The sequence below is a fragment of the Rhodococcus sp. OS5 genome (genome assembly GCF_056837585.1).
In genome coordinates this window covers 5,297,754-5,313,047 of the sequence record NZ_CM166368.1, presented here as the reverse complement: position 1 = coordinate 5,313,047, position 15,294 = coordinate 5,297,754, and the positions used below count along the sequence as shown (strand labels likewise).

Annotated in this window: 15 protein-coding genes; 8 read left to right on the top strand and 7 right to left on the bottom strand. The window is 62.6% G+C overall.

Annotated elements, in window-relative coordinates; genetic code table 11:
- Positions 1-98 precede the first annotated feature (98 nt).
- From ACVZUB_RS24745 to ACVZUB_RS24725, 5 genes are all read left to right on the top strand, one after another.
- A complete protein-coding gene (locus tag ACVZUB_RS24745; RefSeq protein ID WP_003940638.1) occupies positions 99-638 on the top strand; it encodes a DinB family protein in 540 nt (179 codons plus the stop codon).
- A gap of 92 nt (positions 639-730) precedes the next feature.
- A complete protein-coding gene (locus tag ACVZUB_RS24740) occupies positions 731-2,311 on the top strand; it encodes an FAD-binding oxidoreductase (RefSeq protein ID WP_042452763.1) in 1,581 nt (526 codons plus the stop codon).
- On the top strand, positions 2,308-3,225 hold the full coding sequence (locus ACVZUB_RS24735; protein WP_007731349.1) for a diacylglycerol kinase: 918 nt from the start codon (positions 2,308-2,310) through the stop codon (positions 3,223-3,225). The genes ACVZUB_RS24740 and ACVZUB_RS24735 overlap by 4 nt, the downstream gene beginning before the upstream one ends.
- Positions 3,226-3,271: 46 nt before the next feature.
- Positions 3,272-4,024, top strand: coding sequence for a potassium channel family protein (locus ACVZUB_RS24730; RefSeq protein ID WP_099697547.1), 753 nt, complete (start codon positions 3,272-3,274; stop codon positions 4,022-4,024).
- A 25-nt stretch (positions 4,025-4,049) separates the two neighbouring features.
- Positions 4,050-4,736: a TetR/AcrR family transcriptional regulator gene (locus ACVZUB_RS24725; RefSeq protein WP_007731351.1), complete on the top strand. Its 687-nt coding sequence runs from the start codon at positions 4,050-4,052 to the stop codon at positions 4,734-4,736.
- Positions 4,737-4,742: 6 nt separating this feature from the next.
- Here the strand turns inward: ACVZUB_RS24725 and ACVZUB_RS24720 are convergent, their stop codons facing one another.
- Positions 4,743-5,927 carry a metallophosphoesterase gene (locus ACVZUB_RS24720; protein WP_064687691.1) on the bottom strand — a complete coding sequence of 395 codons (1,185 nt, stop codon included), beginning with the start codon at positions 5,925-5,927 and terminating at the stop codon, positions 4,743-4,745.
- Positions 5,928-6,050: 123 nt separating this feature from the next.
- Here ACVZUB_RS24720 and ACVZUB_RS24715 point away from each other — a divergent pair, with 123 nt between their 5' ends.
- On the top strand, positions 6,051-6,680 hold the full coding sequence (locus ACVZUB_RS24715; RefSeq protein WP_007731353.1) for a GyrI-like domain-containing protein: 630 nt from the start codon (positions 6,051-6,053) through the stop codon (positions 6,678-6,680).
- A gap of 3 nt (positions 6,681-6,683) precedes the next feature.
- On the opposite strand, the gene ACVZUB_RS24710 is transcribed toward ACVZUB_RS24715, so the two are convergent.
- The 6 genes from ACVZUB_RS24710 to ACVZUB_RS24685 form a co-directional block, all read right to left on the bottom strand.
- Complete coding sequence (locus tag ACVZUB_RS24710) at positions 6,684-7,076, bottom strand: RNA-binding S4 domain-containing protein (RefSeq protein ID WP_029256216.1); 393 nt, start codon at positions 7,074-7,076, stop codon at positions 6,684-6,686.
- A gap of 24 nt (positions 7,077-7,100) precedes the next feature.
- Complete coding sequence (locus ACVZUB_RS24705; protein ID WP_063315802.1) at positions 7,101-7,994, bottom strand: oxygenase MpaB family protein; 894 nt, start codon at positions 7,992-7,994, stop codon at positions 7,101-7,103.
- 164 nt (positions 7,995-8,158) lie between these two features.
- A complete protein-coding gene (locus tag ACVZUB_RS24700) occupies positions 8,159-9,007 on the bottom strand; it encodes a 3-hydroxybutyryl-CoA dehydrogenase (RefSeq protein ID WP_020909078.1) in 849 nt (282 codons plus the stop codon).
- 87 nt (positions 9,008-9,094) lie between these two features.
- A complete protein-coding gene (locus tag ACVZUB_RS24695) occupies positions 9,095-10,252 on the bottom strand; it encodes an acyl-CoA dehydrogenase (RefSeq protein WP_003939784.1) in 1,158 nt (385 codons plus the stop codon).
- Positions 10,253-10,411: 159 nt separating this feature from the next.
- Positions 10,412-11,104 (bottom strand): TetR family transcriptional regulator, encoded by a 693-nt coding sequence (locus ACVZUB_RS24690; protein WP_003939674.1) that lies wholly within the window; start codon positions 11,102-11,104, stop codon positions 10,412-10,414.
- Positions 11,105-11,132: 28 nt separating this feature from the next.
- Positions 11,133-12,737: an acyl--CoA ligase family protein gene (locus ACVZUB_RS24685; RefSeq protein ID WP_003940122.1), complete on the bottom strand. Its 1,605-nt coding sequence runs from the start codon at positions 12,735-12,737 to the stop codon at positions 11,133-11,135.
- Positions 12,738-12,868: 131 nt separating this feature from the next.
- On the opposite strand from ACVZUB_RS24685, the gene ACVZUB_RS24680 reads away from it, so the two are divergent.
- Both ACVZUB_RS24680 and ACVZUB_RS24675 read left to right on the top strand, forming a co-directional pair.
- Complete coding sequence (locus ACVZUB_RS24680; protein WP_030535167.1) at positions 12,869-13,735, top strand: helix-turn-helix transcriptional regulator; 867 nt, start codon at positions 12,869-12,871, stop codon at positions 13,733-13,735.
- A 115-nt stretch (positions 13,736-13,850) separates the two neighbouring features.
- Complete coding sequence (locus ACVZUB_RS24675) at positions 13,851-15,278, top strand: amidase (protein WP_003940167.1); 1,428 nt, start codon at positions 13,851-13,853, stop codon at positions 15,276-15,278.
- Positions 15,279-15,294: the final 16 nt, after the last annotated feature.

Here is a 15,294-nt window from a genome sequence, read left to right as displayed (position 1 = left end):
TTTTTTCTTGATCGCTTTCTAATGAGGACCGTTTCTGTCCGCAATAACTTCTAACGTAGTTCTCACAGGGCACGAACCCACGAGCGAAGGAAAACATCATGAACGCACCGATCACCACCGTCACCGGCGAGCGCGCGGATCTCCTCCAGAGCCTGCGTCGGCATCGTGAATTCCTTCTCTTCACCGTCAAGGACCTCACCGACGAGCAGGCCGCTTCGAGGCCGACCGTGAGTGAACTGTGCCTCGGCGGATTGATCAAGCATGTGGGTCAGGCGGAAAAGGGATGGGTCGACTTCATTCTGGAAGGGCCGGCCGGACTTGGTGGGGACTTCGACCCGACCCAGTGGTCGGAAGAGATGCAACAGGAACGGGCGAACGAATTCGCGATGGTCGAGGATGAAACCTTGGCAGGCATCGTTTCCGAGTACGAGGGGATCGCGGCCAGGACCGACGAGTTGGTGGCCTCGCTGGACAGCCTCGACATCTCGCATCCACTGCCGTCGGCGCCGTGGTTCGAAGCGGGAGCTCGCTGGTCAGCGCGGCGCGCATTGCTGCACATCATCGCCGAGACGGCCCAGCATGCGGGCCACGCGGACATGCTTCGCGAAGCCATCGACGGTTCCAAGACGATGGGTTGATGGATGGATTGATCCACCGGGATGTTTACACATCACACAAATATGTAACACTAGTGTCTATGAGCACCGAAAAGTCTGCCTTGCAACCGCCGATGCAGTGGGACGCCTGGGGCGATCCGGCCAAGAAGCGTGAACTGTCGGACGCAGTCACATCATTGTTGACCGGATTTCTCGGTGTCTCCGCACCGACTCGATCGCGTCTCGCCATCGAAGACGTCCAGGTGGCTCCGTCCGCTATGGCCCAGTCGCATGTCGAAGCGCTGTCCGGGCTGGTCGGGGCCGAGTACGTCAGTACCAAGGATTCCGATCGAATCCTTCGGGCCGGTGGCAAGAGCACCCCGGATCTGCTTCGCCGTCGTAGCGTCGAGCCGCAGGACGCACCGGACGCAGTCGTCACTCCAGGGACAGACGCAGAGGTCGAGCAGGTTCTCCGATACTGCTCTGCCAACCGGATCGCAGTGGTCCCGTTCGGTGGTGGCACCAGCGTCGTCGGCGGGCTCGATCCCATTCGTGACGGGTTCGACGCAGTTCTTTCTCTCGATCTGCGCAGGTTCGATCAGCTTGTCGGGTTGGACGAGGAATCGGGCATTGCGACGTTCGGCGGCGGAACTACCGGCCCACGGGCCGAGGAGCTTCTGCGTGAGCACGGTTTCTCGGTCGGGCACTTCCCGCAGAGCTTCCTGTTCGCCACTCTGGGCGGGTTTGCCGCCACCCGGTCTTCGGGGCAGGCGTCGGCTGGATACGGGCGCTTCGAGGACATGGTTCAGGGCCTCACCGTTGTCACCCCGAGTGGAGTGATCGAGACCGGGCGTGCGCCGGCATCCGCTGCAGGCCCCGATCTGGGTGAGCTTTTTGTCGGCTCCGAGGGCACCTTCGGCGTCATCACGCACGTGCGTGTGCGGGTTCACCGTCTGCCCGAGACCACCGTGCGCGAAGGGTGGAGCTTCCCCGACTTCGCCACCGGCGCAGCTGCATTGCGTGAGCTTGTCCAGGAAGGATCGGCTCCGACCGTGCTGCGGTTGTCCGACGAGGCCGAGAGTGGCGTGAATTTGGCGACCACCGACAAGATCGGCGAGAACGCCTTCACCGGTGGTTGCCTCGGCATCACTACCTACGAGGGCACCGCTTCGCACACCGCTGAACGGATGGCGGAGGCCCGAGCAATTCTCACCGCTCACGGCGGCACATCGCTCGGCGAGGAGCCCGGAAATAGCTGGGAACACGGGCGATTCGATGCACCGTATCTGCGTGACGCTCTCCTCGATGTCGGTGCGCTGTGTGAAACCCTCGAGACGGCAACCACCTGGGGTAACCTCGCGAACCTGCGCTCCTCGGTCACCGAGGCGCTGACCAAGGCTCTCGTCGAGCAGGGGACTCAGCCGCTCGTGATGTGCCACATTTCGCACACCTACAAGACCGGTGCTTCGCTGTACTTCACCGTGGTCAGCGCGCAGACCGAGGATCCGATCGCTCAGTGGCACAAGGCGAAAACTGCCGCTGGCGATGCGATCATCGCCGCCGGTGGCACGATCACCCATCACCACGCTGTCGGCGCCGATCACCGCCCATGGATGAAGGACGAGATCGGTGAACTGGGCGCGAACATCCTTCGCGCAGTGAAGAATGCAGTGGACCCTGCCGGCATCCTCAATCCTGGAAAGCTGATTCCGTGACCGAAACCCGCAGTCAGATCGAGAAGGTTACCGTCCTGATCAATCCGATGGCGGGACATGGTCACGCGCCTGCGGCAGGACGCAAAGGTGTTGCGCGACTGCGCGCTCGGGGAGTTGCCGTCACCGAGATCATCGGAACCGACGCCGACGACGCCAAGAAATTGGCCCGTCGTGCGATCGAGGAGGGTACCGACGCGCTGGTGGTGGTCGGCGGTGACGGTGCCATCAGCATCGGATTGCAGGCTGCCGCGTTGACCGATACTCCTATCGGGCTCATCCCGGCGGGCACCGGTAACGATCACGCCCGTGAGTTCGGCATTCCCACAGGCGATCCCGAGGCAGCCGCCGATGTGATCGCCGACGGCGTCGTGCAGCAGTCCGACCTGGCGAAGATCACGCTGGCCGACGGTTCCGTCGTCTGGTCGGGAACGATCATCGCGAGCGGATTCGATTCGCTGGTCAGTGAACGGGCCAATCGGATGTCGTGGCCCAAGGGACCGATGCGCTACAACTTGGCGATGCTCGCCGAGTTGGCGAAGATGAAGCCGCTGCCGTACCGGATCGAACTCGACGACGAGGTCATCACGGTGGACGCGACGCTCGTGGCTGTCGGCAACGGCCGCTCGTACGGTGGCGGCATGCTCATCACTCCGGGCGCGTCGAAGTCTGATGGGTTGCTGGATCTGACCGTCGTCGGGCACGGTTCGAGGTTGCGTCTGGTGCGCCTGTTTCCGCGGGTGTACAAGGGAACTCACGTCTCCTTGGATGCGGTGCAGACGTATCGGTCGAAGAAGGTGCGGTTGGTCTCCGAGGGCATCATCGCCTACGCGGACGGTGATCGGGTGGGGCCGTTGCCCATCACGATCGAGGCAGTTCCCACGGCGCTCAACATCTTGACGCACACTCGGATCTGAGTCGGTTCTGCCGGGCACTAGGTAGCGGTGGTGTCAGACTTCTCGGATGAACGAATCGACGAAGTCGGCGCACCGCCGCGCTGCGTGGACGTTGGAGAAATGGCAGCTAGCCATCGACATCCCGTTGACCGCTGCGGCCTGCCTGTTCTTGGTGGCGTACGCGTACCAAGTGCTGGCGCAACCGACGGGCCTTCCACATCGTCTGACCGAATGGACGATGTGGGCTGCGTGGGTCGTTTTTGCCGTCGACTACGCAGTTCGCCTGTGGTTGGCACCTGCCCGCGGTCGCTGGTTCGTCAGGCATCTCTTGGACTTGGCGATGGTGGTGTTGCCCATGCTGCGTCCGCTGCGCCTACTTCGGTTGGTCACACTGCTTGCGATAGTTCACCGCTCGAGCGGGCAAAGCTTGCGTGGACGGGTGGTTATTTACGCCACTGGTGCCACGGCCTTGCTGATCGGTGTCGCGGCGCTGGCCATGCTCGATGCCGAGCGTCACGCGCAGGGCGCTGCCATCACGTCGTACGGAACGGCATTGTGGTGGGCGATGGAGACGGTCACGACCGTCGGTTACGGAGACATGGCGCCCGTTACCACGACCGGGCGCATGATCGCCGGAGCATTGATGATCGGCGGAATTGCGTTGCTGGGCATCGTGACTGCCACACTCGCTTCCTGGTTGGTCGAGCGCGTGGCGGAACAGGACGAGGCATCCCAGGCCGCGACGCGTAAGCAGGTGGCGGACCTGTCGTGGCGCAGCACGCGTCTTCGGACAACTGACATGCATCGCAGCGAACAATAGAACGATGGTCTGATAATCTTGCGTGATGGTGGCGACCCACGGATTTCAGCGCGCGCGCAGGCCTGAGCAGATCGAAGCGCGTCGGTGCGCGATTCTCGATGCGGCCCGCGCGATGCTCGGGTCCAGGCCCGTCGCCGACATCAGCCTGCGTGAGCTCAGTGAGAGCGTCGGACTGGCGAAGTCGAACGTGCTTCGCTACTTCGACAGTCGCGAAGCCATCTTTCTCGAAGTGCTCGACGAGAACTGGGTTGCGTGGTTGGACGGGTTGTCCGAGTCGTTGACCCCGACCGGTGACGACTCGCCGTTCGCCACTGAAATCCATGTGGCATCGACGGTTGCGGAATCGCTTGTCGCACAGCGTTTACTGTGTGAGTTGATGAGCGTCATGGCGGGTGTCCTCGAAAGAAACATCTCCGTCGACTTCGCCCGTGACTTCAAGAAGCGGGCAACGGTCAACTCGGGAAGGTTTGCGTCGCTGATTCATTCGCAATTGCCTCACCTCTCGGAGGGCGACGCGGCTCAATTCGCCAAGGTAACCCTGGTGATTGTTGCAGGCTTGTGGCCGACTGCCGAGCCTGCCGAATCCATGGTCGTCGTACTGAACGAGATGCAGGCGCCCCCTGCTGCCGACATGTTCGCAACCGGCCTACGTGAAGGTCTGATCAATCAGCTCGTCGGGCTGTCGGCGCGAGCGGCAACCCGAACGAGCTGAGCCCGTTCAGGCGCTGTGCAGCGTCAGGACGGTGATCTCGCTCGGTGCGAACACGCGGAATGGTGGACCCCAGAACCCGGTTCCGCGGCTTGTGTACAACTGCGTGCGGTCGCCGTGACGGGTGAGCCCGTGCACCGACGGTTGATCGAGTTTGACCAGAAGGTTGAACGGCCAGATCTGTCCGCCGTGGGTATGACCGGCGAGCTGCAGATCCACTCCCGCGGAAGCGGACTGAGTTACCTGCTTCGGTTGATGGGCGAGCATCAGGATCGGCAAATCGGGGTCGGTGCCGGCAAGGGCCATATCGAAGTTCGCGCCGTGACCGTCGAGCTTCGATCCCAGAGCGGTGGCGTCGTCGACTCCGGCGATGACCAGGTTGTCGCCGCCCTTGGTGACGACGAGGTGCCGGTTGTGCAGGGCATCCCAGCCGATCGAGGTCATGTAGTCGAGCCACTCCTGAGCCTCGTGGAAGTACTCGTGATTCCCGGTGACGTAGACACGAGCGAGTCTGGCTTCCACCGACGCGAGTGGGGTGGCTTGGCCGAGGCGCTGCTCTACCGTTCCGTCGGCAATGTCACCGACGTGGGCCACGATGTCGGCGTCGAGATCGTTGACTGCCGCGATCACGCGCTCGGACCACTTCTCGCGATTGATCGGCCCGAAGTGAGTGTCGGTGATCGCGACTACCCGAAGTTTGTCCATCCCCGCACCAAGGCGGGGGATGGTGACGTCGACGTGCTTGATCCGTGGCAGTCTCATGGCTTCCCGATAGCCCCAGATCAGCAGAACGGCCGAGGTGATCAGTGCCGCAACGGCGACGATTCTCGATCGAAGCGGGTCATCCACGCCGCCGACGAGCAATCCGAGCCTCAGGACTTCACCGAGCAGGGTCCACACGAACACGACCCAGATGATTCCGAGGAGGGCGTCGCCGACCAGGCGAACTGGATCGCGGTCAGTGTGTCCGTGGCTGAGCATCATGGTGGCAGGCAGGGTGATCAGGAGGGCGGCAAATAGAACGGTGCCGAAAACTGCCACCGCTGTCGGCCAGTCCGGCCGGACGAACAAGCTCCACCACGGGTACACGAACAACAGAGCCAAGATCGACGCGACAATCGCGGATATGGCAACGATCCGCAACGGTCTGCGGCGCGGAACTCGAGCGACGTCGGTCGCCTGGGGTGTAGTCACCCCGTCCAGAGTAAAGGTCCACTGGTCTATTAACAAGGGGACGGTGGTCCGCTATCGGAATGTCGGTGTTCTCGGATAGGTTTCCGAACGTTGAAACTCGGCCAGTGATCAGGTGGGTGGCGTATGGAGAAGTACGACGTCAAGAAGGCATACAAGGATCTCTATTCCCCCGGGCGCCGCGATTTTGCCCTCGTGACCGTCCCGCGCTTCGGCTACTTCGCCGTCGACGGTCACGGTGATCCCAACACTGCCACCGAGTACTCCGAGGCGCTCGAAGCGCTGTATTCGGTGTCCTACGCGACCAAATTCGCGAGCAAGAAGGAACTGGATCGCGACTTCGTCGTGGGCCCGCTGGAAGGGTTGTGGCGGGCAGATGACCCCGAGGTGTTCGTGACGCGGGACAAGTCGTCGTGGGATTGGACGATGATGATCTCGCAACCGGAGTGGATCACGGAGACCGAACTGTCTGCGTCGATTGACGCAGTCCGGGCCAAGGCAGTGCGGGCCAAGAAGGAGATTGCCGCTCTCGACAAGGTCAGGTTTCTCGAGTTGGAGGAAGGTCTGTCCGTCCAGATTCTTCACGTCGGCTCGTACGACGACGAAGCTCCTACCCTGGACCGGCTGCACAACACGTTCATCCCGTCGAACGGCCTGAGCTTCAACGGCGATCATCACGAGATCTATCTCAGCGACGCTCGCCGTACACCGCCCGAGAAACTGAAGACGGTTCTGCGTCAGCCTGTTTCGAGGTAGCAATCAGGGCTCGAGGCCGCGCAACTTCTCGAGGTCGCGTCGCTCGCGTTTGGTCGGTCTGCCGGCGCCACGATCACGTCGCGGAATGGACGCGATCAGTTCGGGCGGTGGTGGGGGCGGCGAATTGTCCTGCAGGCAATCGGCGGCCAGCACGGCGCTGACTCGCTTCGTGATCGGCTTGACCACGACGACGATGCGCTCGATGCCGGATACACGCACCCGCACCTCGTCGCCGGCTTTCACCTGCTGAGCCGCCTTTGCCGACGTTCCGTTGACCCGAACGTGTCCCGATCGGCAGGCGGTCGCCGCCTGCGAGCGTGTTTTGAACAGCCGAACCGCCCACGTCCAGCTGTCCACGCGGACACTGATCGCGTCGGAGGGGAGTTGGGCTGGCACGCACTCCAGCCTACCGACGAGTGCTCACAGACCCTGCGCGCGGATGCCCGAGTAGGCGCGCGGTGCATACCGCAGTCGTAACGGCAGCAGATGCCAGAACCGATCTGTCAATGTCAGGAAGCGGGCGAACCAGAAGTACATCCGTTCGTCGCGCGGCGTCCATTCCCATTCAAGGGTCTTGCGCGCCTTCTCCGGCATCAGTGCCTTGCCGATCCAGTTCGCCACGGCCATCGTGGGGCGAGAGCTAAGACGCCACAGCCACGTCGGAACCTTCGGAGCCGGTGCGATGTCGTGCTCGGCGATGCGCGTCGACCATTTTGTGGTGTGGGTGTTGATCAGGTGGTTGTCGAGCATGTCTTCCCAATACGTGCGGAAGCTGGCGTAGTCGTCGAAAGCCGGTCGGTCGGTGAGTCCGTAACAGCGCCACCAGGTTACGGCCTCACGGACAAGCTGGTCCTTCTGCTCCGGTGTGAACTTCTTGTATGCAAATCGTTCGTTGAAATCGAGTATCACCTCGAAGAACGTGACGTGAGTCCACCAGAAAGTGTCAGGAGCGAGGGCGTGGTAGCGCCCGCCGGTTTCGTCTGTTCCTTTGAGATCGGTGTGGAAGTTGCGAACGAGCGTGCCTGTGCCCTCTTCGGTCCGGTCGTACACGACCCCGTAGATGGGAGGAAGTGAGCGGAACAGGCGGTCGAGCGGATTGTCGAAGAAGTTCGAATGATCTTGCAGCGCTCCACTTACCGCGGGGTGCATGTTCTGCAGCGTGCCTGCGCGTCCGAGATACAGCAGACCGCGAACGTCGCCGAAGTGTGTCCACGTCAGGGAACCGGGGCCGATCGGATCGGCTCGTAGTTCCCGGGGCTCTGGTCGCGCCTGGGGCTTAGGTCGACGAGTATCGGTGTCCGGATCGCTGCTCATCTGGTTGACCCTCCGCCTGCGCTCATGTGACAACGGTTGTTGTCACATGATGACTTTTGCTGCGCCGCGCGAATTTGTCAATGGATTCGGCTAGATCTGCCCGAAAACAACTCCGGCCCCTCACCTGCAACAGGTGAGGGGCCGGAAGAGTGAAGCGGTCGGACTCAGGCGTATTCGTAGAAGCCGCGACCGGTCTTCTTGCCGAGGCGACCGGCGTCGACCATGCGGCGAAGCAGCGCCGGCGGAGCGTAGTGCGGTTCTGCGAATTCCGCGTACAGCGACTCCGCTGCTGCGAGAGCGATGTCGAGACCGACGGTGTCGAGCAGCGTCAGCGGGCCCATCGGGTAGCCGCAGCCGCCCTTCATGGCCTCGTCGATGTCTTCTGCTGTGGCGTAGCCGGATTCGAGCATCCGGACAGCCTGGCACAGGTACGGGATGAGCAGAGCGTTGACGATGAAGCCCGAACGGTCGCCCGCGCGAACCGTCTTCTTGCGCAAGGTGTTCTTGGCGTAGTCGGTGACGGCGAGAACGGTCTCTTCGGACGTCGTCAGGCTGACCACGATCTCCACGAGCGGCATGACCGGCACGGGGTTGAAGAAGTGAACGCCGACAACCTGGCCGGGGCGCGAGGTGGCCTTGGCGATCTTGATGACGGGGATCGACGACGTGTTGGTCGCCAGAATGCCTGCAGGCTTGACGATCTTGTCGAGCTTGCCGAAGATCTCGTACTTGAGAGCTTCGATCTCGGGAGCAGCTTCGATCACCAGATCGCGATCGGCGAACTCTTCCATGTCCAAGGTGACGCGGACGCGTGCGATCGCGGCGTCGGCGTCTTCCTGGGTGATCTTGCCCTTGGCGACGCCGCGGTTGATCGACTTGGCGATCCGTTCGCGAGCAGCGGCGGCAAATTCTTCTTTGGTTTCGAGCACCAGTACCGAGCTACCGGCTTTTGCACAAACTTCGGCAATGCCGGCACCCATGGTGCCGCCGCCGATTACGCCTACGAGTTCCACAATTCTCCTCAAAAATTAGGGGCAAGCCCCTGTGCGCCGTTCCGGTAGTCAGAACTACCAGAAAGGCGCACAGGGGCGCGAAGTGCCTTACTTCAACAGCGCACGCGACATCACGACGCGCTGAATCTGGTTGGTGCCTTCGTAGATCTGCGTGATCTTGGCGTCGCGCATCATGCGCTCGACCGGGAAGTCGGTGGTGTAGCCGGCGCCACCGAACAGCTGCACGGCGTCGGTGGTGACCTCCATGGCAACGTCCGAAGCGAAGCACTTCGCCGCAGCGGAGATGAAGCCGAGGTTCTTCTCGCCGCGCTCGGCGCGTGCTGCGGAGGTGTAAACCATCAGACGTGCGGCTTCGACCTTCATCGCCATGTCCGCGAGCATGAACTGAACAGCCTGGAAGTCGCTGATGGACTTGCCGAACTGCTTGCGATCCTTGGTGTATGCCAGAGCCGCGTCGAGTGCGCCCTGGGCCAGGCCGACAGCCTGAGCACCGATGGTGGGACGCGTGTGGTCGAGGGTCTCGAGTGCCGTCTTGAAGCCGGTGCCCGGTTCGCCGATGATGCGGTCGCCGGGGATGCGGCAGTTCTCGAAGTACAGCTCAGCGGTGGGGGAGCCCTTGATGCCGAGCTTCTTTTCCTTCGGTCCGACGACAAAGCCCTCGTCGTCCTTGTGGACCATGAAGGAGGAGATGCCGTTTGCGCCCTTGTCGGGATCGGTGACAGCCATGACGGTGTACCAGGTGGACTTGCCGCCGTTGGTGATCCAGCACTTGGAGCCGTTGAGGATCCAGTCGTCGCCGTCAGCCTTTGCGCGGGTACGCATCGAAGCGGCGTCGGATCCGGCTTCACGCTCGGACAGTGCGTACGACGCCATTCCGCCGTTGACGAGGTCCGGGAGCACCTTGGACTTGAGCTCTTCGGAACCCTTGAGGATCAGGCCCATGGTGCCGAGCTTGTTCACAGCGGGGATCAGCGAGGAGGAGCCACAGACGCGGGCGACTTCCTCGATGACGATGCAGGTGGCGACGGAATCGGCGCCCTGGCCGTCGTAAGCCTCGGGAACGTGGATGGCGTTGAAGCCGGACGCGTTGAGAGCGGTGAGCGCTTCCTCGGGGAAACGTGCGTTCTCGTCGACGTCCTTGGCGTACGGCGCGATTTCCTTCTCGGAGAGTCCGCGGATAGCAGCCCGCAGTTCGTCGTGCTCTTCGTTCAGTGCGAAGAGATTGAAATCCGGGTTTCCTGCCATGGGAACGCTCCTTGGTGAAGGTGGCTTGAAGGCGGTCGGTGCGGCTCCGGCGTTACCAGCGAGATTCGCGGACAGACCGGTGCCCATGACCCCAGTCAAACACGGCACTGAGTGCCAGGTCAAGGGATGGGTGTGTGAAGTTTCGGTGCGCGAGCAGTGTCAGCCGAGTTGTTCGTGGATTTTTCTGCTGATCTCATCAGCGGACGTGCCTGGGGGAAAGGCTACTACCAGCACGGACTTCGATTCTGGCGTGCTGGTCTTGGACCCGGGTGCCACGCCGTATGTCCGCCGAACGTCGAGCAATGCCTGACTTAGTGCATCAGCTGTGGCGTCCTCGTCGCCTTTGATCATGCTTCGCAAGAGGTAGTTGTGGCACGCGGTGACAGCTGCGGCAAAACCGACAACCTCGAGGACAGGTTCGCGGGGCACAGCGCTGCGCAGGTAGTCGACGAAGAGGCGCTCGTAGCGGAATCCGGTGACGAGTTCGCGGTCGCGAAGAGCCGGAACATGCTGTACGACGCGGTATCGCCGCATCGACAGGTCTCGGTTCCTGCGGAAGAAATCGAAGACCAGTCCTGCGGCCTCGCACACGGACGCCCAGGGGTCGGCGGAATCGGACGCGAGGAACTCTGCGACGTGTTCGAGGAGGGACTCGTGATCGGCGAAGATCACGTCTTCCTTGGAGCGGAACTGCCGGAAGAACGTCCGACGCGACACACCGGCGGCAGCGGCGATCTGCTCGACGGTGGTGGCTTCGTACCCGTTCTCCGAGAACAACCGGATCGCTTGAGACGCGACGTGTACCCGAAACTGTGCGGGGTCAGTTCCGGGTACATCGGAGCGCTCGGTCATGGATGCAAGTATCCAGGTTTCGTCGGCGTCAGTTGTCGGCGCGTAGCTGGAACTTGAGAACCTTGCCGGTGGGGGTGCGAGGAAGGTCGAGCGGGAAGACGATGTCGCGGGGAACCTTGTACCCGGCCAGCAAAGTGCGGGTGTGCTCGACGATGTCTTCGGCGGATGCCTGTAATCCCTTGCCCAGCACCACGAATGCCTTCGGGCGCTCGCCCCACTTCTCGTCCGGAACGCCGACGACTGCCACGTCGATCACCGCGGGGTGACTCATGATCGCCTGCTCGACCTCGACGGTGGAGATGTTCTCGCCGCCTGAGATGATGATGTCCTTCGCGCGGTCCTTGAGCTGGATGTATCCGTCGGGATGCATGACGCCGAGGTCGCCGGAATGGAACCAACCACCGGCAAATGCTTCGGCTGTCGCGGCCTCGTCGCGGTAGTACCCGAGCATCACGTTGTTGCCGCGGAGCACGATCTCACCCATGGTCTGGCCGTCGGCGGGGACGTCGTTCATCTCGGCATCGACAACGCGAGCATTTTCGGCCTGCACCATGCCGACTCCCTGACGCGAGAGAAGTGCGGCGCGCTCGGACTGCGGCTTGTCGTCCCAGGCTTCCTGGTATTCGCAGATCGTGTAGGGGCCGTACACCTCGGTGAGGCCGTAGACGTGAACCACGGTGACACCGATGTCTTCGAGTTTTCCGATGATCGTCGGTGACGGGGGAGCTCCGGCGGTGGTGATGCGCAAGGCGTCGACCTTGTGGGCCTGGTCTGCGTCGGCGATGGTGGAGCAGACGGTAGGAGCGCCGCACAGATGTGTCACGCCCAGATTGTCGATGGCGTCCCAGATCGCATCGGCGCGGACCGCGCGCAGGCAGATGTGTGTGCCCGCGGCCTGAGTGACGGCCCACGGCGTGCACCACCCGTTGCAGTGGAACATCGGCAGTGTCCACAGATACTTCGTCGCTCCGTCGAAGCCGTTGTGGAATGTCTCGCCGAGCGAGTTCAGGTACGCCCCGCGGTGGGAGTACATGACGCCCTTGGGTTTTCCGGTGGTACCCGAGGTGTAGTTGATGGCGATGCACTGCTGCTCGTCGTCGACGCCCCAGTGCAGTGGCTGATCGGAGAGAGCTTCGCCTTCGGCAATCAGATCGGCGTACTGCCCGGTGACGATTCCGGTGGGAACGTCCGGATAGGGGACGGTGGAGTCCGGGATCTCGACGATCTCACGCAGGCTCTCCACGTTTGCCTTGGACGAGGTGACCGAACCGACGAATTCGGAGTCCACGAACAGGATCGTGGTTCCCGAGTGATCGAGAATGTATTCGAGTTCGGGACCGGCGAGGCGTGAGTTCAGGGCGATCAGGACCCCGCCGGCGAGGGGGACGGCAAAATGCGCGAACAGCATCTCGGGTACGTTCGGCGCCAGGTATGCAACGCGGTCACCGGGCTGAATGCGTTCACGCAGGACGCGGGCCAGAGCCGCGACCTCGTCACCGAACTCTCGGTACGAGTAGGTCCGGTCGCCGTGAACGACGGCGGTGCGCTCAGGGAACACCGCGGCGCTGCGCTCGAGAAAGCGCAGCGGACTGAGCGGGGTGTTGTTGGCTGCAACAGCTGTCGGGACAGACACGGTTCCTCCGAAGGCGACGTGGCACGGTTGGTGTCACGATAAGTGTGATCGGCACTACAAACGGCCTGGATGCACGCTATTGCCCAGCCAAAGGTGCCGCTACCCTCTGAATTGGGTACGTGGAGGTGAGAGTGAGCAGGGTACTGAGACCGAGCGACGACGACGCGTTGCGCGCCGAACTGCGTCGGCTGCACCCCAAAACCGAGTTGCCGGTTCTGTTCGGCGGCTGCGTCAGCGACCGGTCGCTGACCATCACCGGTCACGTCGGCACGCGCAGCAACATCCTGCGAAACCTGCGGATCGACGCCGAATGCGGACTCGGCGGTCGGGCGATCGCAGAACAACGACCGGGCGCGGTCCAGGACTACGCGAACTCGTCGCACATCACTCACGACTACGACTATGAAGTGGGTACCGAAGCGATTGAATCCTTGATGGCAGTCCCCATCGTCGTACGCGGGGTTACTCGCGGAGCGATCTACGGAGGACTGCGTGCCAACCTGCCGATCGGCGACGTGATCGCAGAGACGATGATGCGATCGTCGTACGCGTTGGCCCGAGAATTCGAGATTCGCGACGAAGTGGATCGTCGGGTGGCGATGCTCGATACCGCTGCGGTGGAACATGGTTCGAACCGCGATGCCCAGATTTCCGAAGGGTTGACCGAGAGCGTCCTGGCGCTCGGCGAGATCGCGGCGAACCTCGAGGACATGGCTCTCAGCGCGCAGGTCCTCGCGGTCGAGGCAAAGTTGCGGGCGTTGGCGTCGCCGAAACCTTCCGCGAACACTCCAGTCGCGAACACCGTTGTCCTGTCGCCACGCGAGCGGGAGGTGATGGGTTACGTCGCTCTCGGACTGCGCAATGCCGAGATCGCCGAGAGGTTGTCCCTGAGCGTCGAAACGATCAAGACGTACATGAGGAATCTGATGGGAAAACTCGACGTCCGCAGTCGTCACGAAGCGGTCGTGGAAGCGCGGCGGCAAGGTTTGATTCTGTGAGGGCTTGATTCTCTGATCGGTCCCGCCAAGCGGAATTTCGGAACTGCGTCGCCACTCCGGTTGATATGACGGACCTCACTATCGGCAGAGTTCGACACGAGTGATGAGGGCATCGATGCAGGATTTGTTCGACAACAACGACATGACCGGCCTGGCCGAAGCGATCAAGAGCGGCGACGTCTCCGCCAAGGAAGTCCTCGAGTTCAGTCTGGACAGGCTCGACGAGCGCAACCCGGCAGTCAACGCGGTGATCAGTGAGCGCCGAGAGGAAGCGCGCAACGAGGTATCAGGCGGCCTGCCGGATGGTCCACTGCAGGGCGTCCCGTTCGTGATCAAAGACCTCGGCATGGACGTCGCAGGATTGCCGAGCACCAATGGATCTCGATTGTTCGCCGACGCTGTGGCAGAAAAAGATTCGACGCTCGTCGAGCGCTACCGCCAGGCTGGTCTGGTTGTCATCGGCAAGACGAACACCCCGGAGTTCGGCAAGAACGCGAGTACCGAACCTGCGCTGTTCGGACCCACCCGTAACCCTTACGCCCTTGATCGTTCGCCCGGCGGATCTTCGGGTGGCACGGCTGTAGCTGTTGCCGTCGGGATCGTGCCAGGCGGGCATGCCAGCGACGGTGGTGGATCGATCCGTATTCCCGCATCGGCCTGCGGCCTGGTAGGCCTCAAGCCGAGCCGAGGACGTACTCCGACGGCACCGGCGCGCACGCTCTTCTCGTCGCCGATGAGTGTTCATCACGCGCTCACCCGAAGTGTCCGCGACACTGCGTTGCTTCTCGATCTGTCCGCCGGGCCGACAGTGGGCGATCCTTACGTGATCCTGGCGCCGAAGCGGCCGTACATCGAGGAAGTGGGTGCCGATCCCGGACGGTTGCGGATCGGTCTGAGTAACGCTCTTCCTGACGGCACACCGGTGGACCCGGAGTGCTCGGCCGTCGCGACCGGTGTTGCCGGCCTGCTCGAAGAACTCGGTCACGATGTCACCGAGAGTGCCCCGAACTTTCCGCTCGATGCGCTCACTGCCGGGCTTTCGGTGTTGATGGGCATTCCGATGACGATCGAGGTCGACGAACGACTCGACGCCCTGAACCGCGCGATCCGCGACGACGACCTCGAGCCGATGGCGCGGATGATCTACGACCGCGCGAAGTCCGAAAGTGCGACGAACGTCGTCAAGGCGCTGCAGGAACTCGAGCGGGCCGCCCAGGTGATCGGTGCGTTCTTTGTCGATCACGACCTGTTGCTGACTCCGACGATGGCTCGGCCGGCAGCTCCGCTCGGTCTGCTCGATACGGCGAATCCTATGTCGATCTGGGAGCATTCGGCCGGGTACAGCGGCTTGACCAGTCCGTTCAACAGTTCAGGTCAGCCGGCGATTTCCTTGCCGATGGGTCATGACTCGGCCGGCGTTCCGATCGGCGTGCAGTTGGTCGGCGCGTTCGGCCGTGAAGATCTGCTGATTCAGGTTGCGTCGCAGCTCGAAACAGCCCGTCCGTGGTCCATTGCGCCGGTGTGGCCGCCGGTCCCGGCGTAGCGCGCGGTCGTCCGAG

Coding starts and splice junctions, on each gene's coding strand:
- ACVZUB_RS24745 (WP_003940638.1), top strand. CDS start 99: ATGAACGCACCGATCACCACCGTCACCGGCGAGCGCGCGGATCTCCTC.
- ACVZUB_RS24740 (WP_042452763.1), top strand. CDS start 731: ATGCAGTGGGACGCCTGGGGCGATCCGGCCAAGAAGCGTGAACTGTCG.
- ACVZUB_RS24730 (WP_099697547.1), top strand. CDS start 3,272: ATGAACGAATCGACGAAGTCGGCGCACCGCCGCGCTGCGTGGACGTTG.
- ACVZUB_RS24725 (WP_007731351.1), top strand. CDS start 4,050: ATGGTGGCGACCCACGGATTTCAGCGCGCGCGCAGGCCTGAGCAGATC.
- ACVZUB_RS24715 (WP_007731353.1), top strand. CDS start 6,051: ATGGAGAAGTACGACGTCAAGAAGGCATACAAGGATCTCTATTCCCCC.
- ACVZUB_RS24705 (WP_063315802.1), bottom strand. CDS start 7,994: ATGAGCAGCGATCCGGACACCGATACTCGTCGACCTAAGCCCCAGGCG.
- ACVZUB_RS24695 (WP_003939784.1), bottom strand. CDS start 10,252: ATGGCAGGAAACCCGGATTTCAATCTCTTCGCACTGAACGAAGAGCAC.
- ACVZUB_RS24690 (WP_003939674.1), bottom strand. CDS start 11,104: ATGACCGAGCGCTCCGATGTACCCGGAACTGACCCCGCACAGTTTCGG.
- ACVZUB_RS24675 (WP_003940167.1), top strand. CDS start 13,851: ATGCAGGATTTGTTCGACAACAACGACATGACCGGCCTGGCCGAAGCG.